This window comes from Allobosea sp. GW821-FHT10B12, from assembly GCF_059415545.1.
Genome location: NZ_JBWKNL010000002.1, coordinates 283,288 through 305,763, shown reverse-complemented (window position 1 = coordinate 305,763; position 22,476 = coordinate 283,288). Strand labels below are relative to the sequence as shown.

The following is a 22,476-nucleotide window of genomic DNA, read 5'->3' as shown; positions in this document are numbered from 1 at the left end:
GCCCGCAAGTTGAATTCGGTGTGTCACTTGGCAGTCGGCGCCGGTAGCACTTTGCCGTAGCCACATATGTCGACGGCGTAGAGCGGATCCTTGTCCGTCGTCTTCCTGATTTCGAGATCGACTTGCCGATCCCACGCGATCGAGAGCAACAAGGCGTTAGGCGAACCGCAGTCGCCCGTTCCAAACCCGGTGATCACCTCGATTTCGCCTTTAAGATCGCCTTTCAAAGTCTCGTCGATCTGAAGCTTTCCAACGACCAGCCGCCGTCCTTCGCGAACGACATCACGCCCGGCTGTAAGGGCGACGAACTTGCCGCGCACGACGTCCTTGGCCTTTTGCAGCCTGGCGGACATCAAGGCCTCGCCTCTCAGCCCTTCCGAATCCGCGCAGGAGCACGCCTTGGCAGGCTCGCTCAGAGCCGCCACGGCCACGAGCATCGTTGCAGCGCCGAGCAAAGACCGCGCGTGCGAACCAATCACCCCACGCTCCCCTCGAGCGAGATCGTGATCAGCTTCTGCGCCTCGACGGCGAACTCCATCGGGAGCTGCTGCAGCACCTCCTTGACGAAGCCGTTGACGATCAGCGCCACCGCCTCCTCCTCGGAGAGGCCGCGCTGCTGGCAGTAGAACATCTGGTCCTCGCCGATCTTCGACGTGGTCGCCTCGTGCTCGAAGATCGCGGTCGCGGTCTTGGCCTCGATATAGGGGATGGTATGGGCGCCGCACTGGTCACCGATCAGCAGCGAGTCGCAATTGGTGAAGTTGCGCGCGCCCGTCGCCTTGCGATGGGCCGAGACCATGCCGCGATAGGTCGAGTCGGACTTGCCGGCCGCGATGCCCTTGGCGATGATCTTCGACGTCGTGTTCTTGCCGAGATGCAGCATCTTGGTGCCGCTATCGACCTGCTGCGCCCCGTTCGACACCGCGATCGAGTAGAACTCGCCGCGCGATCCATCGCCGCGCAGGATGCAGGACGGGTATTTCCAGGTGATCGCCGAGCCGGTCTCGACCTGCGTCCACGAGATCTTCGAGCGCTTGCCGCGGCAGTCGCCGCGCTTGGTCACGAAGTTGTAGATGCCGCCCTTGCCCTCGGCGTCGCCGGGGAACCAGTTCTGCACCGTCGAGTACTTGATCTCGGCATCGTCGAGCGCGATCAGCTCGACCACCGCCGCATGCAGCTGGTTCTCGTCGCGCTTGGGCGCGGTGCAGCCTTCGAGATAGCTCACATAGGAGCCCTCGTCGGCGATGATCAGCGTGCGCTCGAACTGGCCGGTGTTCTGCTCGTTGATGCGGAAATAGGTCGACAGCTCCATCGGGCAGCGCACGCCCTTGGGAATGTAGACGAAGGAGCCGTCGGTGAAGACCGCGCTGTTCAGCGTGGCGAAGTAGTTGTCGGTCACCGGCACGACGCTGGCGAGGTACTTCTTCACCAGCTCGGGATGCTCGCGGATCGCCTCCGAGATCGAGCAGAAGATCACGCCGGCCTTGGCGAGCTCATCCTTGAAGGTGGTGACGACCGAGACCGAGTCGAACACGGCATCGACCGCGACGCGGTTCTCCGGCGCGACGCCGGCCAGGATCTCCTGCTCACGCAGCGGGATGCCGAGCTTCTTGTAGGTCTCCAGGATCGCCGGATCGACCTCGTCGAGTGACTTCGGATCGGCGCCCTTCTTCGGCGCGGCGTAGTAGTAGATGTCCTGGTAGTTGATCGGCGGATAGTTGACACGTGACCAGGTCGGCTCGGTCATGGTCTTCCAGCGCCGGAAGGCGTCGAGCCGCCATTCGAGCATCCATTCCGGCTCGTTCTTGCGGGCCGAGATGTAGCGGACCGTGTCCTCGGTCAGGCCCTTGGCCGGCTTGTCGACCTCGAGCTCCGTGACGAAGCCGTATTTGTACTCGGTCACGTCGATCGACTTGACCTGATCAATGGTCTCCTGGACCGCTGCCATGTCTACTCTCCAGTCGCGGGTTCAAGGGCCCGCCGGTTCAGTCTTGGTTTTGCGCAAGGCCTCAGGCGGCTGCCTGAACCTTCCGGTTGGGGTTTGCGACCAAGGCTTTCGCATAGGCCGCGATAAACTGGTCGATGTCTGCCTCGCAGGTGGTCCATCCGAGCGAGGCGCGCAAGGCCCCTTCGCTCATGACAGGGTCGACACCCATGGCTGTCAGTACGTGCGAGCGCCTGACCTTGCCCGACGAGCAGGCCGAGCCCGAGGACAGGGCGACGCCGCCGAGATCGAGCATGATCAGCGCCGTCTCGGCCTTGATGCCCGGCGTCGCGAAGGCGGAGGTGTTGGGCAGGCGCGGCGCCTTGGCGCCAAAGATCGCCGTGTCCGGCGCCAGCGCCATCAGCCGGGCCTCCAGCTGGTCTCGCAGCGCAGCCAAACGGGCCGCCTCGGTCGCGAGCGCCTTGCCCGCCTCCTGCGCCGCCACGCCGAAACCGACGATGCCAGGCAGATTCTCAGTGCCGGCACGCCAGCCGCGCTCCTGGCCGCCGCCGCGCAAGGGCTTGTCGGAGAGTTCGAGCGTTCCGGTGCGGAAAACGATCGCGCCGATGCCCTTGGGGCCACCGATCTTGTGGGCAGACAATGTCAGAGCATCGACGCCCAAGGCATTGATATCGATCACGATCTTTCCGGCGGCCTGGACGGCGTCGGAATGCACGAGCGCGTCATGCCGCCTGGCGATCGCGACGATCTCGGCGATCGGCTGCAGAACGCCCGTCTCGTTGTTGGCGAGATGGACCGATATCAGCGCTCGCTCATCCGGCCGCTCCTCAGCAAAGCGCGCAAGCCGCTCACCCAGCCAGCCGAGATCGACCAAGCCCTCGCCATCGACCGGGATCGCCTCGGCCTGACCGGCCGGGAAACGATGACCGTCGCGCGCGCAAGGATGCTCGCTGGCGCTGAGCAGGAGCAGCGTCACCGGCGCCCGCACGCAGTCGCGCGCGCCGCTGCAATCGCTGAGGCCGGGCGACAGGATCGTCGCATTCGCCTCGGTGCCGCCGCTGGTGAAGACGACATTGCTCGCCTTGGCGCCAACGAGCGCCGCCACCCGCTCGCGCGCCTGTTCGATCGCGCCGCGGGCCGCCCGGCCCTCGTTATGGACGGAAGATGGGTTGCCCGGCATCTGCAAGGCCCGCAGCATCGCCTCCGCCACGGCCGGGCGCACCGGCGTCGTGGCGTTGTGGTCGAGATAGCTGCGGGTCGTCGCGAACACCTGCGCTTATGCTCCGTTCCAGAGGGCCTGCCCGAAGACGCGGCACGAAATGCTTGAAATCGCACCCCTGCGCCGTGCTATAGCCGCCCGTCCAAGCCGTGATGGACTGGAACCGCAAGCGGCACTCGCTCGCATGTTCCAGTTTTGTTCACGGCTGTTAGAACCATTCTAAGCGCTTGATGTAGGGCGCGAGCGGCGGGGCCGTCAAGGGTGGAACGGGTACGCGGCGGCCGCATGGCCGTTTTTTACCCGCTTCTCCGGCGGTTTCGCCCAGCAAGAGGCGGGATCAGAATGCCTGAGGTGATTTTCAACGGACCGGCCGGCCGGATCGAGGGTCGGTATCAGCCCGCCAAGAAGCGCGGCGCGCCGCTGGCGATCATCCTGCATCCGCACCCGCAATTCGGCGGGACGATGAACAACCAGATCGTCTACAACCTGTTCTACACCTTCGTGAACCGCGGCTTCTCGGCGCTGCGCTTCAATTTCCGTGGCGTCGGCCGCAGCCAGGGCCAGTTCGACCATGGCGCCGGCGAGCTCTCGGACGCCGCCGCTGCACTCGACTGGATGCAGGCGCTGAACCCCGAGGCGAAGAGCTGCTGGATCTCCGGCGTCTCCTTCGGCGCCTGGATCGGCATGCAGTTGCTGATGCGCCGCCCGGAGATCGAGGGCTTCCTCTCGATCGCGGCGATGGCCAACCGCTACGACTTCTCCTTCCTCGCCCCCTGCCCGTCCTCCGGCCTGTTCGTGCATGGCTCGGAGGATCGCGTCGCCCCGGTCAAGGAGGTCATGGCGGTGATCGAGAAGGTGAAGACCCAGAAGGGCATCCAGATCGAGCACGCCGTGGTCGAGGGCGCCAACCACTTCTTCGACGGCCGCGTCGACCAGTTGATGGAGCAGGTCGGCGTCTATCTCGACCGCAAGGTCGGCCCCGAGATCATCAAGAGCGAGCAGGAAAAGGCCTGAGCCGCCCTGCTCACGATGACGGGTGGATCAGTCCCCGACTCGAGGCCATAAAGGGCAGCGTCATCGCCGCTGCCCGCGCCTCTGCCAGTATCCAGTCCCGGAACAGCCTGATCTTGCGCTCGCGCTGGCGTTCCGGCGGATAGACGATCCAGTAGGCCCATTGGTCGCGTATGGCGTGCTCCACCGCGAAGACGAGCCGCCCGGCCGCGATATCATAGGCGAAGAGCTCGGGCACGGCCATTGCGACGCCGTGCCCGCGCATCGCGGCCTGGACATTCATCGCCTGCATTTCCAGCGACATCGTCCGGCCGCCCTGTCGGGGCTGGTCGAGGCCGAGATCGGCGAACCAAACCTTCCAGGGCGTCTCATCCGGGCTGAGCAACGGCGCGCGCAGCAGATCGGCTGCCTCGCGCAGCTGCAGGCGGTCACGCAGTTCGGGAGAACAGAGCGGCGCATAGTGGCAGGCGAACAGCTTGTCTGCCGCGACGCCCGGCCAGGAGCCCGGCCCGTAGCGCACGGCGAGATCGACGGCCTCGGTGGCGAAGTCGACGAGATGCTGCGAAGTCCTGACGCGGACGGCGAACTGAGGGTTCTCGCTCTGGAACTGGGCCAGTCGCGGCGACAGCCAGGTGATCGCCATCGTCTGCAATGAAGAGATCGTCAGAACCGTCTGGTTTGCCTCGCAGACGTCGCGGAACACCGTCCCGATATCAGCGAGCGCCTTGCCGACCGGCCCTGCGAGCCGCTGACCGATCGCCGTCAGCACGACCTGGCGCGGTTGGCGCACGAACAAGGCAGCTCCAACGCGATCCTCCAGCAGCCTGATCTGATAGCTCACGGCAGCCTGGGTCATGCCGAGTTCCTCGGCGGCGCGAGTGAAATTCTGATGGCGCGCCGCAGCCTCGAAGACGCGGACCGCAGCAAGGGGCGGAAGCTTGGGCGGCGGCGGAGGCACGGGCATAAAAAAGCATAAGCTCTCTTTATGGCAGATGACAATCTTCCGCTTTGTCGTGCTGCCCTATCCGGCCCAGATTCACCTCACATCAGCGGGCGCGACCGCCTGCTCTTCCGAGGATTGGATCATGACCTGCCTTGCGCAAACGGCGCCCCTCGCTCCGCGGGGCGACGCGTCCCTCCTGCATGGCTTGCGAACGCTCTGGCGGCGCCATTTGGCCGCCACTCGCATGCGGCACCGTCTTGCAACGCTGGATGATCGCGCGCTCCGCGACCTTGGGCTTGCACGCGAAGGCCTGGAACCACCGCGCCGGAGCGATCCCGCGAGGCTGTGGCTCGATCGCACGCCCGGATGAGGCTCCGGGCGTGTCCGCCGCAAAAGCGGTTTCCACTTTGGCGAAACATGCTCTAGACGACGGCGGAACGACAAAGACCAGATCGCAAGCCGCCATGACCGCCTTCAAATCCGACTTCCTGCGCGCGCTCGACGAGCGCGGCCTGATCCACCAGATCTCGAATCCGGAGGAGCTCGACAAGCTCTGCATGCAGGGGCCGCAGACGGCCTATGTCGGCTATGACGCGACCGCGACCAGCCTGCATATCGGCAACCTGATCTCGGTCACCATGCTCTACTGGTTCCAGGAGACCGGGCATCGGCCGATCACGCTGATGGGCGGCGGCACCTCGATGGTCGGCGACCCCTCCTTCCGCGACGACCAGCGCAAGCTGCTCTCGATCGAGGAGATCAACGCCAATATCGAGAGCATCAAGAAGGTCTATTCGCGCATCCTGCGCTATGGCGACGGCCCGACTGACGCGCTGATGGTCAACAACGCCGACTGGCTGCTCAAGCTCAACTATGTCGAGTTCCTGCGCGATGTCGGCCGGCACTTCTCGGTCAACCGCATGCTCTCCTTCGACTCGGTGAAACTGCGGCTCGATCGCGAGCAGTCGCTCTCCTTCCTCGAATTCAACTACATGATCATGCAGGGCTACGACTTCGTCGAGCTCAGCCGCCGCTATGATTGCCGCCTGCAGATGGGCGGCTCCGACCAGTGGGGCAACATCATCAACGGCGTCGACCTCTCGCACCGCATGGAGGGCAAGCAGCTCTTCGCGCTGACGACGCCGCTGCTGACGACCTCGTCCGGCGCCAAGATGGGCAAGACCGCCAGCGGCGCCGTCTGGCTCAATGGCGACCTCTTCAGCCCCTATGAGTTCTGGCAGTATTTCCGCAACACCGAGGACGCCGATGTCGGTCGCTTCCTCAAGGTGTTCACGCGCCTGCCGCTCGCCGAGATCGCCAGGCTCGCCGCGCTCGGCGGTTCGGAGATCAACGAGGCCAAGAAGGTGCTGGCGACCGAGGCCACCGCGCTTCTGCACGGCCGCGAGGCCGCGGAAGCCGCCGCCGAGACCGCCCGCAAGACCTTCGAGGAAGGCGGGGCCGCCCAGGACCTGCCGAGCGTCGAAGTGCCCGCGGCCGAGCTCAAGACCGGTCTCGGCGTGCTCAACGCCTTCGTCAGCGCCGGCCTCGTGCCCTCGACCGGCGAAGCCCGCCGCCAGATCAAGGCCGGCGGCCTGCGCGTCAACGATGCCCAGGTCTCGGACGAGCGCGCGACACTGTCGCCGGCCGACCTGGTCGACGGCGCGGTCAAGCTCTCCTTCGGCAAGAAGAAGCACGTCCTGCTGCGGCCGGTCTGACGGCCGTCATTGCTAGACGAGAGCTGATTTGGGCGCCCGGCTCGCATCGCGAGCTGGGCGTTTTTTTTCTAGCGCTCTGCCGTACCGGGCGTCGGTACCTGTGCACCTGGTCGCGCCTGTTCCAGAGGGCCGCCGCCGAGCGGGTCGACGAAGCGGCGCAGGATGCCGGGCGCGATCGCCGAGAGCGGGTTCACCGTCATGGTCGGCTGGCTGGCCGAGCCCGAGACGCGGAAATTCACCGCGAACAAGCCGCCATATTGCCCGCCGCCGAGGATCATCCCAACCACCGGCACCTGGGCGAAGGCATTGTTGAAGGCATAGCCCGGCACGAAGGTGCCACCGATGTCGACGCGGTCGCGGCCATAGTCGACATTGCCCTGGATGGTGAAGCCGACCTGCTGGCCCCACAGCACTGCGTCGTTGATGTCGATCCGGCTGGCGCTGCGCACGAATTCGGCCCGCAGCTTGGTGAAGGCGACATCGCTCGCATCGATGCGCGGAGCCGGCGCACCGGTACTGTCGAGCGCGCCTGGCGGCTGCGAGCCAGGTGGGCCGACGACACGGCGCAGGGCCGGCTCGTCACGCACAGTGAAGTTGCGCAAGAGCAGTTCGCCCGGCTGGCGCCCCTCACCGGCCCCGATCTGCAGCACCAGATCGCCGCCATAGGCGCGGCGATAAAGGTCGAGGAAGCGCAAGGTGGCGCCACCATTTTCCGATTGCACCACGATCGGAGAGGCACCGTCGCCCTGCTTCGTCTGCCGGATCGACAGATCGGCACGCCCGATCCGCCCCTGATAGGCGATCGAACGCACGGCCCCGGCACGGCGCGACAGCTTGAGCTGCGAGTTGCCGAGCGCCTCGTTGTTGAACCCGGTCAGGATCGGCACGTCGAGATCGAGGTCGAAATCCGGGCCTGAAGCTGCGCTCTGATTGCTGCGCGCACTGCCTCGGGCCGGCGCGGCCGGGGTGTCGAACAGGTCGCGGATGAACGGCCGCGCATCGAGCACCGCCCCACGTACCGAGAGCTTGGTCACGCCACCATCGCGGCCGATCTCGACCTTGGTCAGGTTGTCACCGGGCGACAGGCGCAATTGCGAGAAGCTGGCGCTCTCGAAGGTATTCTGCTTGGTCAGCGAAATGCGCCCCTTGGCCAGCAATGGCGCGCTCTCGATCGTCAGGTCCTCCAGGTCCGGGCCGTTGTCGTCGACGACATAGGTGAAGGTCGCCTTGCCCGCCCGTCCGGCCAACTTGCTCACGCCCGGCACGCCGGCGTCGATCGCGGCCTTGGTCAGGTCGACCTCTACACGCGGCGGCGCCTCCGGGCTCTTGCCGAGCGGCTTGACGACCTTGACCTGGAGCGGCCCGCTGATGCCGGTCTCTGGGCCGAAGCCGCGCCGCTTCAGCGCGGCATTGTCGAGCACGAGCGCAACGGTCGCCTCGCCCTGGCCCTTGGCGTTCTGCCTGAGCTCGATCGGCGCCTTGTCGCCACCGATCCGGCCCTCGCCCTTGATCGAGAGCTGGCCGCGATCGTAAGTCAGTGCCAGATTGGCGCCCTCCAGCTTCTCGCCGCCGAGCAGGCTGTCGGAGGCGATGTTCGACAGCATGCCGCTGCTGCGGATCACGACGTCGACGAACTGCAGATCGTTGATCAGCGGCAAGGAGAGCTGATTCGCCAGGTCGATCGAGCCGCGCAGCGCGCCGGACTCGATCTTGAGCGGCGAGAACTCGCGCAGCGATGGGAAGTTGAGGAGCGCGACGAGTGCATCGGCCGAGCCCGTCGACCTGAAGCCGATTCGCGCCTGCGGCCGATCCGCCCAGGTATCGGTCATGGCGAAGGTGCCTTCGCTCAATGCGAGCTTGCGGCCCTCGCCAACCTCGGCCGAGGCCTGCGAAATGGTGAGATCGACGGTACGACCTGTCGTCGAACCCACGACCCGCGCATCGGTGAGCAGCGGTAGGCCGGGATTGGGCAGGAAGCTGACCTGCGAGGCTTTCAGCGTCACGGCGACGGCGTCGTCGTCCATGCCCTTGCCGTCCGCCAGCCGGGCGTTCGCCTCCGGTGACATCACCAGCTTGACGTCGATCTCCTCGACCCGCCCGCTCTTCACCATCTCGACCAGGGCCGCATGCAGTCCGGGCGAGGTCACAGCCGGCCAGACCGCGAGCGCCGCCCGCATATCGGTATCGACCGCCCTGATCTGGAAGCGATGCGAATTCTTGTCGTCGCGCCGGCGCGCCATACCGGTGCCTTCGGCGTTGATCAGCGGCCCCTTGAACGAGAGCTGGCCCATCCGCACCTCGCCGGCACCGGGATCGACCTCGAGCTGCGTGCGCAAGCTCGAAAGGACAACCGCCGCATCCTTGCCGATACCGGCCACCTGCCCTGCACCGTCGAGCGCCAGTCGCCAGATGCCCCCCTCGTTGCGCGCCTCTCCGCTTCCGGCGAGCCTGGTCTCGCCAGCCTGGAGCTGGACGGTCGCAACCTTGACCGTCTTGAGTCCGTCGTCGCTGGTGAAGTCGAGCTTGGCGCCCTGGACCTCGATCGGGTCGAGCCCGGCATTGTGAACCTTGACCACTCCGGGTGCGACGGAGAGCCCCGCGGCGATCCTGCGTTCGCCGCCGCCGGTCTGGGTCAGGGAAATCTTGCCGCTGAGCGCCAGCCCGTCCAGCGCGACCATGGCGTTGCCGAAGGCGAGGGCCACCGCCTCGGCCGGCTCGAAGCGCTGAATGTCGACCGTGGCACTGCGCGTACCGTCAGGCGCACTTGTCAGATCGATCGCAAGTTCCTTCCAGCGCGGGCCGATGCGCCCCTTCATCGACAGCCGCGCCTGCCCGCCGCCGAAGCGTTCCAGCCTGATGTCGACGTCTTCCAGGCCGGAGCGTTGCCGCCCGGCCGGGTCGATCAGCGTGACCCGCGCTCCGCCGATGCCGGCGACTTCGAGCGAACCGAGCAGGCCGTCGTTCGAGACCAGCGCGCCGATCGCATTCATCGCCCCGGCGAACGCATCCCAATCGACGGGATCGCCGGCCACGGGCGTCTTCGAAGCCTGTTCCGGCTGGGCATCCTGCTCCAGCAGTAGTGACCCGTCCTGCCTGACGCCGAGCCGGATATTGACCCCGCGCAGGTCGAGGGAGACCAGGCGGAAATCACCGCGCAGCAGCGCCATTGGATCGTAGCCGAGCACGGCCTCCGGCGCTCGGAACGAAGCCCCGCCAGCATGCCGGAACGAGACCTCGCGGACCCGCAGGCGCGAGCGGCCATCAACGCGGTTGAGCTCGGCTTGCTCGGCTTCGACCTTCCAGTTCGGCCCAAGCCGCTCCTCGATGGCGGTCGAGATCCGCCCCTCCAGCCCAGAGAGTGGGATGAAACCGCTGACCAGCAATGCAGCTGCAGCGAAGCCGAGCGTGACGACGGCAACGCAGACCGTGACCGCGATGGTGACGATGCCGCGCCAGGCACGCCTGGCTACGGCGACCACCTCCTGACATTCCGCCGCGGGGGCCGCAGCGGATGTGGGGGCCGCGTTGATCTTGCTGTTGTCGGTCAACGAAATCGCTTCTTGTCTTGCTGCTCGAATCGTGCGGATCGATGCGACGATATCTGCGGCCAGGCCAGCCCGCCTCGCCACCCGCATGATGCGCCCGATTCCGGGAGCGGTACAGCAGCGGCAAGCTAGCTGATTCGATCCCGCCGAATCTGATTTGTGTCTGAGCCGGCTTATCGTTCGCGGCTTGCCCGGCCCTTGCATGTGATCGAGACCAAAGGAAGGCGAAGATGGCGTTGAACGAAGGCATTCCCGCCCCCGACTTCACCTTGCCGACAGATGGCGGCGGTACGTTTACGCTGTCCAGCCTGCGCGGCCGCAAGGTCGTGCTCTACGCCTACCCGCAGGACGACACGCAAAGCTGCACCAACGAAGCGCTCTCCTTCGACGCGTTGCTCGGCGATTTTGCCGCCGCCGGCACGACGGTCGTCGGCATCTCGCCGGATTCGGTGAAGCGCCACGACAAGTTCAGGCAGAAATATGGGCTGCGCCTGACGCTCGTCTCCGACGAGGAACGGACGGCGATCGAAGCCTACGGCCTCTGGGTCGAAAAGCAGATGTATGGCCGACACTATATGGGCGTGGAGCGCAGCACCTTCCTGATCGATGCGGCCGGAAACATCGCCCGCGTCTGGGCCAAGGTCCGGGTGAAAGGCCACGCCGAGGCGGTGCTTGCAGCTGCTCGCGAGCTCTGACCCATTCCTGCCGGAAGGCGGCAAAACCGGCTGCGATTTGCGATTGATTAACCCTAACGAGGTCTAATCACTTCATCGCAGCGTCACTCCCGGTTTTGCGTATGACCTCCTCGGATCCCCGCGTTCAGTCCGCCGGCCGCGAGCTTGCCATGACCGGCCTGCTCTCCCGTTCCAGCTTTACTGTTCGCCGCTCGACCGCGCTGCTCGGCCTCAGCCTGCTGGCGTTGACCACCGCTTGGAGCGGCGCCACGAGCTGGTACATTCTGCGCAAGGACGATCTCGCCGCACGGCTGATCAGCCGCGAGACCTCGCGCCAATACGCCTATGAGGACCGAATCGCGGCGCTGCGCGCCGATGTCGATCGGCTCGCCAGCCGCGCTCTGCTCGATCAGGACGGGGTCGAAGCTCGCGTCGGCGAGATCGCCATGCGCCAGGCCGAACTCGAATCGCGGCAATCCCTGGTCAACGCCGTCGCCGAGAGCCTGCAATCGGCGGGCATCGGCGTGTCGCAAGCCGCCAAGAACCCGCTGCGCCAGCGCATGATCAAGCCCGAGGAGCCGATCCGCGCCTCCGGCGTCACCAGCTTCGCGCCCTTCGCCTCCGGCAAGCCGACGCCGGCACCGGAAACCCTGCCGCTGCGTGGTGCCGACGACCGCTCCGTGCCCTGGAAATCGGGCGAGGCCGAGGAGCCCGTGCCGCCGGCCAAGCGTGTCGCCGAAGCGCTGATCCAGCTCGACCAATCCATCGAGCGCAGCTCAGCCACGCAGCTCGCGGCCCTCCGCGAGATCGACAGGAATCTCGGCGATACCCAGAAGACGCTGCGCAACGCCCTTGCCGAAACCCGCCTCGACACCGACAGGCTCGCCGTCGCGACCCCGCTTCCGAAGGGCGTCGGCGGCCCCTTGGTCCCGGTCAACCTCGATGCCTCGGCCGGGCCGTTCGAGGCGACCCTGAGCTCGCTGCAGCCGCGCATCGCGACCGTCTTCCGCCTACGCGGCCTCGTCGAGCAACTGCCGCTGCGCCGGCCGCTCGCAGGAGAACTCGAACTGAGCTCCAATTATGGCTATCGCGCCGATCCCTTCACGCGCGGCGCCGCGCTGCACACCGGCATGGACCTGCGTGCCGAGCACGGCTCACCAATACGCGCGACCGGCCCGGGCAAGGTCGTGACGGCCGAGTATTCCGGCGGCTACGGCAATATGGTCGAGATCGAACATGCCGGCGGCATCACCACCCGCTATGCCCACATGTCGGCGATCCTCGTCAGCGAGGGCCAGATGGTCACGGCCGGCACGCTGGTCGGCCGCGTCGGCTCCACCGGCCGCTCCACCGGGCCTCACCTGCACTACGAGACCCGCATCGACGGCGAACCTGCCGATCCGAATCGTTTCCTGCGTGCCGGCGACAAGCTGGCGGGGCAGCTCTGAAGCCATCTCGGCTTAGGCAGAGCTTCACAGCCTGCTGCAGCATTCCGCTGCAGCAGGCTGTTTTGATTCGATAACTTTGCCTCTTCCTACTGCAGAACCTCGGCGATCGCCGCACCGGCCACCTGGTGGCCATGCTCGTTCCAATGCGCATCGGCCTGGAACTCGAAGCGCTTGCCGGCTTTCGCCCAATCAGCCGCGAAGACGGGATGCAGGTCGAGGAAGGCGATGCCGTGCTTGGCCGCCATCTCCGCCGCGATCCGGTTGAGCTTCAGTGCCGGGCTGTCACTGCGGCCGGCATAGATCGCCGCGCGGTCGCCATCCATGACGAATTGCAGCTTCGATCCGATCGAATCGGCACGCGCTTTCAGCCGGCCGAACAGGTAGTCGGTTGCGACGCGAATGTCGGCCTCGTGCGCGAACACGCTCGCCACGTCGATATTGGCGGCATAGCCGCCCTCGCCCGCAGCCTTGGCAGGTCCGAGGATCGCATCGACCAGCGCCTGCGGCCGGACCTGCCAGCGATAAAGCAGGAAGCGCGCCGTCGCGCTCTGCCGCAGGAACTCGAACCAGCCGGCACGCCACGGCTCAGGCACGACCTCGCCGGCGACTTTGCCCCCGTCGATCTTCAGCTTGAGGAAGCTCGAGGTGTAGCGGCCGGGCTTGAAAACGAAGCTCTCGTCGAAATCGTTATGGACGAGCATGACCACGATCCGGTCAGGCCGCCGCTGCTCGACCTCGCGCTCGACCATCTGCAGGTACTGGCTGAGCGGCGCGCCGGCGACGCCGAAGCGCTGGATCTCGACCGGCCCCTTGCCGGCCAGCCGGGCGCCGGCCACTTCGGCGAAGCTCTTGTCGAACGGCACCTGCAGCGCCTCGACGAAGCTGTCGCCCACGAAGGCGATCCGACTGGTCCCCGGCTTGCGCTCGACGGGATAGTCCGGCAGCGGCGAGTTCCAGCCCTGCGCGTTGATCTTGTAGGGCGCGGCGATCTCGTCGCGCACGCGCCAGACACCATTCTGGCCGGGCTGGTAGCGCACGACCTCGTTGACGAAGGCGTTGCGCGGCACGTCGCTCGCCGGCAGCACGAAGCGGAACAGCACCAGCTCGCAGAACAGCAGGAAGACGACGACGCTGCCGAGCGAGACCGCGAGATTGATCAGGATCTCGCGGCCGCGGGAGCGCTTTCCCTCGCTCAATCGATGTCCTCGACTTCGACGCTGGTCCCGTAGACGCGCTGGGCCAGCGACGCCTCCATGAACGGGTCGAGTTCGCCGTCGAGCACGTCGGAAGGCGCGGTCGAAGCGACGCCGGTGCGCAGGTCCTTCACCAGCTGATAGGGCTGCAGCACATAGGAGCGGATCTGATGGCCCCAGCCGATATCGGTCTTGGAAGCCTGCTCGGCGTTGGCCTTCTCCTCGCGCTTCTTCAGCTCGACCTCGTAGAGGCGGGCGCGCAGCATCTCCCAGGCCTTGGCCCGGTTCTTATGCTGCGAGCGCTCCTGCTGGCACGCGGCCACGATCCCGGTCGGGATATGAGTGATGCGCACCGCCGAATCGGTGGTGTTGATGTGCTGTCCGCCGGCGCCCTGGGCCCGGTAGGTGTCGATGCGGCAGTCGGATTCCTTGACGTCGATGACGATGCGGTCGTCGACGACGGGGTAGACCCAGACCGAGGCAAAAGAGGTCTGTCGGCGCGCGTTCGAATCGAACGGCGAGATGCGCACCAGCCGGTGCACGCCCGATTCGGTCTTCAGCCAGCCATAGGCGTTGTGGCCCTTGAACTGCAGCGTCGCCGATTTGATGCCGGCCTGGTCGCCGTCCTGATATTCCAGCGTCTCGACCTTGAACTTCCGCCGTTCGCCCCAGCGCCGATACATGCGCAGCAGCATCTCGGCCCAGTCCTGGCTCTCTGTGCCACCGGCGCCGGGATGGATCTCGACATAGGTGTCGAGCATGTCGGCCTCGCCGGAGAGCAAGGATTCGACCTGCAGCCGGCCGGCCTCGGCCTCGACCGCCTTGATCGCGGCCTCGCCCTCGGCGATGGTCGCCGCATCCTCTTCCATCTCACCGAGCTCGATCAGCGTCAGCGCGTCCTCGACGTCGCGTTCGAGCTTGGTGATGCCGTCGATCTGCGTCTCGAGCTGGGTGCGCTCGCGCATCAGCTTCTGCGCGGCTTCGGCGTCGTTCCAGAAATCGGGGCCTTCGGAAAGCGCGTTCAGCTCCGCCAGGCGTCGTTGTGCGACATCCCAGTCAAAGATGCCTCCTCAGCAGTCCGATCGACTGCTTGGCGTTGTCGAGTTGCGTCTGGATCTCGGGTCGCATGATCGTTCGTCTTGGTCCGTCGCTTGAGGCTGACTGGCTGGGGCGCTGACATAGGCACGAAGCGCAGTCGTGTAAATGGTGCTGGCGCCAACGCCTCCCTCAGAAGGAGCAGGCGAGGCACTCGCGGCCGTGGCGGTATTCGGCTTTCCAGTAATGCGGATCGCCGATCACCTCATAGACGAGCCCCGCGGCGAGCGGGTAGCGCTTGCGGAACGGCCGGGCGAGCAGGACGAAGAGGTCGCAATGCGGCGGCCATGCGCCGCGATCGAGAATCCGGTTGCCGCGTGCCAGTTCGGCCTCGAGGATCGCCTGGAGCGGCGCGGCCATGACGACCGCGCCCTCCGTTCTCGTCAATAGAGTCCGCCGGTGCCGGAGCCGACCGAGCGACCGCCGGCCGGCGCCACGCTCATCGCGCCACCAGTGCCGTCGGAAGCGCCGATCACCGAATAGCTGTCCGGCGGCGCCGTGCCCGGCTTGAAGGCTTCGAGGATGCCCCCCTCGCCACCGGCGCGCATGCCCGAGCGCGGGTCGACGCGGATCAGCTTGATGCCCGGCGGCACGCGGAACGGCGTCGCCGGCTTGTCCTTCAGCGCGACAGTCATGAAGTCGCGGAAGATCGGCGCAGCGTACTGGCCGGCGGTCGCCGAGTTGCCGAGCGACTTCGGCTTGTCGAAGCCCATATAGACGCCGACCGCGAGGTCGGGCGAGAAGCCAACGAACCAGACGTCCTTGGCGTCGTTGGTCGTGCCAGTCTTGCCGGCAAGCGGCTTGCCGACCGACTTCACCACCGTCGCGGTGCCGGCGTTGACGACGCCTTCGAGCATCGAGACCATCTGGTAGGCGGTCAGCGGATCGAGCACCTGCTCGCGATTGTCGACCAGCCGCGGCTCGCGCTGGCCGCTCCATTTATCCGCCTCGCAGCCCTCGCAGACGCGCTGGTCGTGCTTGTAGATCGTCGCGCCCCAGCGATCCTGGATGCGGTCGATCAGCGTCGGCCGGATGCGCTTGCCACCGTTCGCCAGCATCGAATAGGCTGCGGTCATGCGCATGACCGTGGTCTCGCCGGCGCCGAGCGACATCGAGAGCACCGGCAGCATGTCGTCATAGATGCCGAAGCGGCGGGCATATTCCGCGATCAGCGGCATGCCGACATCCTTGGCGAGGCGCACCGTCATCAGGTTCTTCGAGAACTGGATGCCGTAGCGCAGCGTGCGCGGGCCGGTGAACTTGCCGTCGTAGTTGCTCGGCGTCCACATGCCGAGGCCGCCACCCTGGTCGACCTCGATCGGCGCGTCGAGCACGATGCTGGACGGGGTGTAGCCGTTGTCGAGGGCGGTCGCGTAGACGAAGGGCTTGAAGGACGAGCCCGGCTGGCGCAGCGCCTGTGTGGACCGGTTGAACTCGGACTGGTCGTGCGAGAAGCCGCCGACCATGGCGAGCACGCGGCCCGAGAACGGGTCCATCACGGTGATCGCACCGTTGACCTCCGGCATCTGGCGCAGGCGGACCTGGCCGGGCTTGCCGTCGATCGGCTCGACATAGACGACGTCGCCCGGCGAGACCGCCTGCGAAACGCGGGTGCGCCGGGTCCAGCGGATGCCGTCCGGCCCGAGCGTCGCCGTCTCGCGCTCCGGCCGCAGCTGGCCGGAAGCCTCTCGGATCGGCTGCAGCCCGACGCGGGCGCTGTCGCCGGCAACGTCGAGCACGACGGCGAGCCGCCAGGGCTTGACGTCGCCGAGCACCGGCAGCTCACCCATGGCGAGCCCCCATTCGCGGCTCGCCGCGTCGATCTTCTGGATCGCACCGCGCCAGCCACGCGCCTCGTCGAAGCGCACGAGGCCGTCGACCAGTGCCTTGCGCGCCATCAGCTGCATCTTCGGATCGACGGTGGCGCGGACCGAGAGGCCGCCTTCGAGCAGCTTTTTCTCGCCATAGCGGTCCTGCAGCTCGCGCCGGATCTCCTCGGCGAAATAGCCGGCGGCGATCTGGTTCGGCGAGACCGTGCGCGGATTGACGCCGAGCGGCTGCTTCTTCGCAGCTTCGGCATCGGCCCGCTTGAGGAAGCCGTTCTCGGTCATGCGATCGAGCACGTAGTTGCGACGCTCGATCGCGCGCTCGCGATTGCGGAACGGGTGCAGGTCGGTCGGCGCCTTCGGCAGCGCGGCGAGATAGGCCGCCTCCTGCGCGTTGAGCTCGTGCACAGACTTGCCGAAATAGTTCAGCGCAGCTGCGGCGACGCCGTAGCTGCCCTGCCCCGGCGCCGGCGCGCCGAGATAGATCTCGTTGAGATAGAGCTCGAGAATCTTGTCCTTCGAGTAGGTCGACTCGATGCGCAGCGCGATCAGCGCCTCGCGGATCTTGCGCTCGATGCTCTGCTCGGAGCCGACGAGGAAGTTCTTCGCCACCTGCTGGGTGATGGTCGAGGCGCCCTGCGGGCGGCGGCCGGAGCCACGATTACGGAAGTTCGAGATCGCGGCGCGGGCGAGGCCCTCGGGGTCGACGCCGAAATGCTTGTAGAAGTTCTTGTCCTCGGCCGAGAGGAAGGCGTCGATGATCAGCTTCGGCACCGCCTGAATCGGCAGATAGAGCCGGCGTTCCCTTGCGAACTCGGCGATCAGGCTACCGTCGCCGGCGTGGACACGGCTCATCACCGGCGGCTCGTAATTCCGCAGCTGCGCCGAATCGGGCAGGTCCTTGGAGTAGTGCCAGATCACGCCGGCTGCGCCCGCGACACCGATGACGAACAGGATCGTACCGGCGGCGAACGCCCATCCGAAAAGGCGCAATATGAACCGCATCGAGAATTTTGACCTCGGCTAGCGGCAGCGGCGTCGCCCTCCCCCTTTGGCGTCGCACCGTGCCCGGCTTATCTTGAACTCGTCTCTATATCACGGCGGACATGGCGGAACCGTGGCTTTGCGACCACAAATCGCCATCTTCGACCGTTGTGCCGTCAAGGCCTGCTTTGCGCAGCTTTGCCCGGTGTTTGCAGGCGCTCGAAATACTGGTCGACAGCTTGTTGGACCGCCGCGGCCGCCTGCGTGCGCCAGCCCTCGGAATTCAGGAGTTCGGCGTCCTTCGGGCTCGACATGTAGCCAAGCTCGATCAGCACCGACGGTACGTCAGGCGCGGTCAATACGCGAAAACCTGCGGAACGCAACGGCACTTTGTGCATCCTGACCGAGCCGCCGAGCTTCTCGACCAGGTTACGCGCGAAGATCGTCGAGAAACTGCGCGTCTCACGCTTGGCGAGATCCATCAGGATGCCGGCGACATCCTGCACATCCTCGCTCGAATCGAGGCCGGCGACGGCATCGGCCTGATTCTCCTTGGCCGCCAGGCGCGCGGCCTCGGCGTCGCTCGCTCGCTCGGAGCCGGTATAGATGGTGGCGCCGCGCACATCCTGCGCTTGCGCCAGCGAATCGGCGTGGATCGAGATGAAGAGATTGGCCTCGACGCCGCGCGCGATGCGCACGCGATCATTCAACGAGATGAAGGTGTCGTCGGAGCGGGTCATGATCACCCGGTAGCGCCCCTGCGCTTCGAGCTGCTCCTTCAGCTTCAGCCCGAAGGCGAGCACGACCGCCTTCTCGGCGATCGCCGCGACCTGGGTGCCAGGATCAATGCCGCCATGGCCGGGGTCGATCACCACGATGCGGCGCGAATCACCTTCGGCCTTGCGCTCGACCGGAATGCTCGGCAGCTGCGTCTTCGCGGCCGCCTCGCGAGCGAGCGCGACGAATTCCTCGCGACTCGTCCGCTTCAGCTCGACGATAAGCTCGCCGAAGCCGCCGCGCACCGGCTTGACGGTGACGTTCGCGATCGCGGCCGGCTGGGAAAGATCGAGGATGATGCGGGCCCGGTCGGCCATGAACAGGCCGTAGCGGAAGCCGGAGACGAAACCTGCCGACTTGCGGCCCTGCTTCTGTTCGACCTGGAAGTTGATCGACGGCAGGTCGACGATGACCCGATCGGGCCCCGCCGTGACGGTCGCGCTGGCCGCGACGGGCCGGGACAGCGCCATGGTCAGCCGGACGGTATCGCCCTGAGCCTCCAGCCGCGCATCGGTCGCGACCGGAAGATCAGCGACGGGACGGCCGGGAGAATTCGCGGTCGCAAGCGAGGTCCATGACAGAAGCGCAGCCGCCAGCACCAAGAGCCGCAGCGCCGGAGTGGCGGTGCGGTGCGCAAGGCCCGTGATCGACAGGCGAAGCCGGTGAAGCAGGAGAACGCTCCTCGATTCGCTGGTTCGACGCTTAACAAGACTTAACCATAGCGTCGCCAGTCATTGACAACCCGTTACCACGGCCGGTCGGCACCGGAAACCGCGCCCTGCCGATCACCCACCGTTAACGCGCTTGCAAAAATGCATCGCCTGTCTGTAATGGAGATGGTTGCATCGCGAAGGCTACCGCAGCGCACAAGCCGGGTCATAAGCCCGCCGGCGCCCTGCGAAACAGCCGAACGACCGGATCTGTCACATGATCCGCGCCGGCGCGGGGGCAACCAACAACGGAATCGTCCGCGGACGGGCCTGCGCCAGGCAGCAATCGGCGCCGGTACTCTTGTCCGCGAGCGTGTCAAACGCGGTGCGCTTCGCGGCGCGCTGCAGGTCAAAGGTCAGATGTCGGGGCAAACGACGCCGCTTTCTCTTTCGGTGTTTCGTCGAAACCTCTCAGGTGGTGACGGGCTGTCCGCCCGCTCCGCCGCCCGCTTCCGTCGTCCTTCCTTGATCGAACTCCTCTCCCTGCAACATGCCGGTTTCAACCGGTTGACGCGCGGCGCCCCTGCCCGCGGCCGCGGACTCACGTCCGCAGCCCGGCGGATTGCCAAGGCCGCCGCGCCAATGGAATTGTCCCATGGCCAACAAGATGCTTATCGATGCCACCCACCCGGAAGAGACCCGGGTCGTGGTGTCCCGCGGCTCGCGTATCGAAGAGTTTGATTTCGAATCAGCCAGCCGCAAGCCGCTCCGCGGCAATATCTATCTGGCGAAGGTAACGCGGGTGGAGCCGTCGCTCCAGGCCGCCTTCGTGGAATATGGCGGCAACCGCCACGGCTTCCTCGCCTTCTCCGAAATCCACCCCGACTACTACCAGATTCCGGTCGCCGACCGGCAGGCCCTGCTCGCCGAGGAAGCCCGCGCCGAGCGTGAGGAAGAGCGCGACGAGGAAAAGCGCGAGCGTCGTGGCCGCCGCGGCCGTCGCGACCGCGACAACCGTCCCAAGCGCGCCGCCGAGAGCGGCGAGACCGTCAGTGCCGAGGTCGAGGCCGGCGCCGCCCAGCCCGAAGACCTGGTCGAGACCAATGGCAAGGAAGCCGCCATGGTCAACGAAGGCGCGCCCGCCTTCGGCGAGAGCTTCGCGCCGCAGATCGCTGAATCCACCAATGAGGACGCGGCCGAGAACTCCGCGCCGCTGACCTTCGAGACCACCACCGAGGCATCCGCCTCCGAGGATGGCGAGGAGGCCTCCGAAGCGCGCCGCCGCTCGCAGGATGACGAGAACGGCGACGAGGAGAACGGCGGCGAGGAAGCCCAGGAAGAGCCGGAGCAGCTCGGCGGCGGCGACGCCCTCGACGACATGCCCGAGCGCCCGCGCAATCTGCGCCGCCAGTACAAGATCCAGGAGGTGATCAAGCGCCGCCAGATCATCCTGGTCCAGGTCGTCAAGGAAGAGCGCGGCAACAAGGGCGCCGCCCTCACCACCTATCTCTCGCTCGCCGGCCGCTATTCGGTGCTGATGCCGAACACCGGCAAGGGCGGCGGCATCTCGCGCAAGATCACCAATGCCGAGGACCGCAAGCGCCTGAAGGAGATCGCCCAGGAGCTGGAGGTGCCGGAGGGGATGGGCATCATCCTGCGCACCGCCGGCGCCTCGCGCACCAAGCCGGAGATCAGGCGCGACTACGAATATCTGATGCGGATGTGGGAGAGTGTGCGCGAATTGACGCTCGGCTCGGTTGCGCCCGCGCTGGTCTACGAGGAGGGTAACCTCGTCAAGCGCTCGATCCGCGATCTCTACAACAAGGACATCGACGAGGTTCACGTCGCCGGCGAGAGCGCCTATCGCGAGGCGAAGGACTTCATGCGCATGCTCATGCCGAGCCATGCCAAGAGCGTGAAGCCCTATCGCGAGCAGACCCCGCTCTTCGCCGCCTTCGGCGTCGAGAGCCAGCTCGACGCGATGTTCTCCAACACGGTGACGCTGAAGTCCGGCGGCTACATCGTCATCAACCAGACCGAGGCGCTGGTCGCGATCGACATCAACTCCGGGCGCTCGACCCGCGAGCACAACATCGAGGACACCGCCCTCAAGACCAATCTCGAAGCGGCCGAGGAAATCTCGCGCCAGTTGCGCCTGCGCGACCTTGCCGGCCTCATCGTGATCGATTTCATCGACATGGAGGAGAACCGCAACAACCGCGCGGTCGAGAAGAAACTGAAGGAGTGCCTGAAGAACGACCGGGCCCGCATCCAGGTCGGCCGCATCTCGGCCTTCGGCCTGCTCGAGATGTCGCGCCAGCGCATCCGCACCGGCGTGCTCGAGAGCTCTTCGGTGCCCTGCCCGCATTGCGCCGGCGCCGGCCTCGTCCGCTCGACTCCCTCGATCGCGCTGCAGATCCTGCGGGCGCTCGAAGAGACGCTGATCAAGAGCGCGTCGCATAATCTCGAGGTCCGCACCCGGCCGGAGGTCGCGCTCTACGTGCTCAACCAGAAGCGCGCCCATCTGCGCGACCTGGAGGAGCGCTTCAACATCGCGATCACTGTCTCGGCCGACGCGGCCCTGCTCGGCACTCGCTATTTCGAGGTCGAGCGCGGCGAGTTCGTCGGCAACGAGAACCGCGTCGTGCCGGTCTCGAGCATGCGCGCCGAGGCGATCATCGACGAGCCCGAGGACGAGGACATCGTCGAGGTAGAGGTCGAGGTTGAGGAGGCTGAGGGCGAAACCGCAGCGGCGCCGCGTGCCGACGCTGCGGAAGGCGAAAGCCAGGAGAGTCGTGACGGCCGTCGTCGCCGGCGCCGGCGCCGTCGGCGGCGCGGTGGTGAGCGCGATGGTCAGGGCCAGGGCCTCGAAGGCGCAGCCGACGAAAACGGCGATCAGGACGAGGCCGAGGACGGCGATGATGCCGCTGTCGGCGAGTCGGACGACACCGCCCCGGCCGCCGCTCCGCTGGTCGATGAGCCGGCCGCGACCGTGAGCGAAACTTCTGCTGCCGAGCCGGAAGCCGATGCCAAGCCGAAGCGCGCGCGGCGCAGCCGCAGCAAGAAGGCCGAGGCGGAAGCGCAAGCCGAGCCGGTCGAGGCCGCCAAGGCAGCCGACACGGCCAGCGAAACCGTCGCCGCCGAGCCGGCCGAGAAGCCCAAGCGCAGCCGTTCGCGCAAGAAGGTCGTGCCGATCACCGAGGACGGCGTCGCCGCTGCCCCGGCCGAGCTGGCAGCTGCTCCCGAGCCGGTCGTGCCCGAAGCTGTCGCCGCTCCGGCCCCGGAGCCCGTCGCGGAGGAACCGCCGCCCGCACTGCGCGTGGTCGAGGAACCGGTCGCGGTCGTGCTGACGCCGCCGGATCCGGATCGGCCGAAGCGCGGCGGCTGGTGGAACAAGCTGGCCGGACGCAAGTAAAATCAAGGCCGTCGCGAGCGATCGCGGCGGCCTTTT

General features: G+C 66.6%; 15 protein-coding genes. 5 read left to right on the top strand and 10 right to left on the bottom strand.

Annotated elements, in window-relative coordinates:
• Nucleotides 1–23: 23 nt before the first annotated feature.
• The 3 genes from AC07O0_RS06700 to AC07O0_RS06690 form a co-directional block, all read right to left on the bottom strand.
• Nucleotides 24–479 (bottom strand): hypothetical protein, encoded by a 456-nt coding sequence (locus AC07O0_RS06700; protein WP_494621229.1) that lies wholly within the window; start codon nucleotides 477–479, stop codon nucleotides 24–26.
• Complete coding sequence (gene sufB / locus AC07O0_RS06695) at nucleotides 476–1,948, bottom strand: Fe-S cluster assembly protein SufB (RefSeq protein WP_092153685.1); 1,473 nt, start codon at nucleotides 1,946–1,948, stop codon at nucleotides 476–478. Before sufB ends, AC07O0_RS06700 begins: the two co-directional genes overlap by 4 nt.
• Before the next feature lie 61 nt (nucleotides 1,949–2,009).
• Nucleotides 2,010–3,215, bottom strand: a complete 1,206-nt coding sequence (locus AC07O0_RS06690; RefSeq protein ID WP_494621227.1) for a cysteine desulfurase family protein — start codon at nucleotides 3,213–3,215, stop codon at nucleotides 2,010–2,012.
• Between the two features lie 291 nt (nucleotides 3,216–3,506).
• Between AC07O0_RS06690 and AC07O0_RS06685 the strand changes: the two genes are divergently transcribed.
• Entirely contained in the window at nucleotides 3,507–4,178 is a 672-nt protein-coding gene (locus AC07O0_RS06685) for an alpha/beta hydrolase (protein ID WP_137880940.1), read from the top strand.
• A 10-nt stretch (nucleotides 4,179–4,188) separates the two neighbouring features.
• On the opposite strand, the gene gcvA is transcribed toward AC07O0_RS06685, so the two are convergent.
• Nucleotides 4,189–5,139, bottom strand: a complete 951-nt coding sequence (gcvA, locus tag AC07O0_RS06680) for a transcriptional regulator GcvA (protein ID WP_494621224.1) — start codon at nucleotides 5,137–5,139, stop codon at nucleotides 4,189–4,191.
• Between the two features lie 443 nt (nucleotides 5,140–5,582).
• On the opposite strand from gcvA, the gene tyrS reads away from it, so the two are divergent.
• A complete protein-coding gene (gene tyrS, locus AC07O0_RS06675) occupies nucleotides 5,583–6,833 on the top strand; it encodes a tyrosine--tRNA ligase (RefSeq protein WP_494621222.1) in 1,251 nt (416 codons plus the stop codon).
• Nucleotides 6,834–6,901: 68 nt separating this feature from the next.
• Here tyrS and AC07O0_RS06670 read toward each other — a convergent pair whose 3' ends face one another.
• Nucleotides 6,902–10,381: a hypothetical protein gene (locus tag AC07O0_RS06670; protein ID WP_494621220.1), complete on the bottom strand. Its 3,480-nt coding sequence runs from the start codon at nucleotides 10,379–10,381 to the stop codon at nucleotides 6,902–6,904.
• A gap of 227 nt (nucleotides 10,382–10,608) precedes the next feature.
• On the opposite strand from AC07O0_RS06670, the gene AC07O0_RS06665 reads away from it, so the two are divergent.
• Both AC07O0_RS06665 and AC07O0_RS06660 read left to right on the top strand, forming a co-directional pair.
• Complete coding sequence (locus tag AC07O0_RS06665; RefSeq protein WP_494621218.1) at nucleotides 10,609–11,073, top strand: peroxiredoxin; 465 nt, start codon at nucleotides 10,609–10,611, stop codon at nucleotides 11,071–11,073.
• A 149-nt stretch (nucleotides 11,074–11,222) separates the two neighbouring features.
• Nucleotides 11,223–12,500 carry a M23 family metallopeptidase gene (locus tag AC07O0_RS06660; RefSeq protein ID WP_494621216.1) on the top strand — a complete coding sequence of 426 codons (1,278 nt, stop codon included), beginning with the start codon at nucleotides 11,223–11,225 and terminating at the stop codon, nucleotides 12,498–12,500.
• An 86-nt stretch (nucleotides 12,501–12,586) separates the two neighbouring features.
• On the opposite strand, the gene AC07O0_RS06655 is transcribed toward AC07O0_RS06660, so the two are convergent.
• The 5 genes from AC07O0_RS06655 to AC07O0_RS06635 form a co-directional block, all read right to left on the bottom strand.
• Nucleotides 12,587–13,696, bottom strand: a complete 1,110-nt coding sequence (locus AC07O0_RS06655; protein WP_494621214.1) for an SGNH/GDSL hydrolase family protein — start codon at nucleotides 13,694–13,696, stop codon at nucleotides 12,587–12,589.
• A protein-coding gene (gene prfB / locus AC07O0_RS06650) for a peptide chain release factor 2 (protein WP_494621212.1) occupies nucleotides 13,693–14,821 on the bottom strand; the annotation gives its coding sequence in 2 pieces (ribosomal slippage) (nucleotides 13,693–14,751 and nucleotides 14,753–14,821; 1,128 coding nt in all). Before prfB ends, AC07O0_RS06655 begins: the two co-directional genes overlap by 4 nt.
• Nucleotides 14,822–14,920: 99 nt before the next feature.
• Complete coding sequence (locus tag AC07O0_RS06645; protein ID WP_494621210.1) at nucleotides 14,921–15,148, bottom strand: hypothetical protein; 228 nt, start codon at nucleotides 15,146–15,148, stop codon at nucleotides 14,921–14,923.
• Between the two features lie 23 nt (nucleotides 15,149–15,171).
• Nucleotides 15,172–17,619 carry a penicillin-binding protein 1A gene (locus AC07O0_RS06640; protein ID WP_494621208.1) on the bottom strand — a complete coding sequence of 816 codons (2,448 nt, stop codon included), beginning with the start codon at nucleotides 17,617–17,619 and terminating at the stop codon, nucleotides 15,172–15,174.
• 155 nt (nucleotides 17,620–17,774) lie between these two features.
• The gene (locus tag AC07O0_RS06635; RefSeq protein WP_494622359.1) at nucleotides 17,775–18,974 is read right to left on the bottom strand and encodes an N-acetylmuramoyl-L-alanine amidase; all 1,200 of its coding nucleotides are present in this window, start codon (nucleotides 18,972–18,974) and stop codon (nucleotides 17,775–17,777) included.
• A 706-nt stretch (nucleotides 18,975–19,680) separates the two neighbouring features.
• Between AC07O0_RS06635 and AC07O0_RS06630 the strand changes: the two genes are divergently transcribed.
• On the top strand, nucleotides 19,681–22,440 hold the full coding sequence (locus AC07O0_RS06630; protein WP_494621206.1) for an Rne/Rng family ribonuclease: 2,760 nt from the start codon (nucleotides 19,681–19,683) through the stop codon (nucleotides 22,438–22,440).
• The last annotated feature ends 36 nt before the right edge of the window (nucleotides 22,441–22,476 follow it).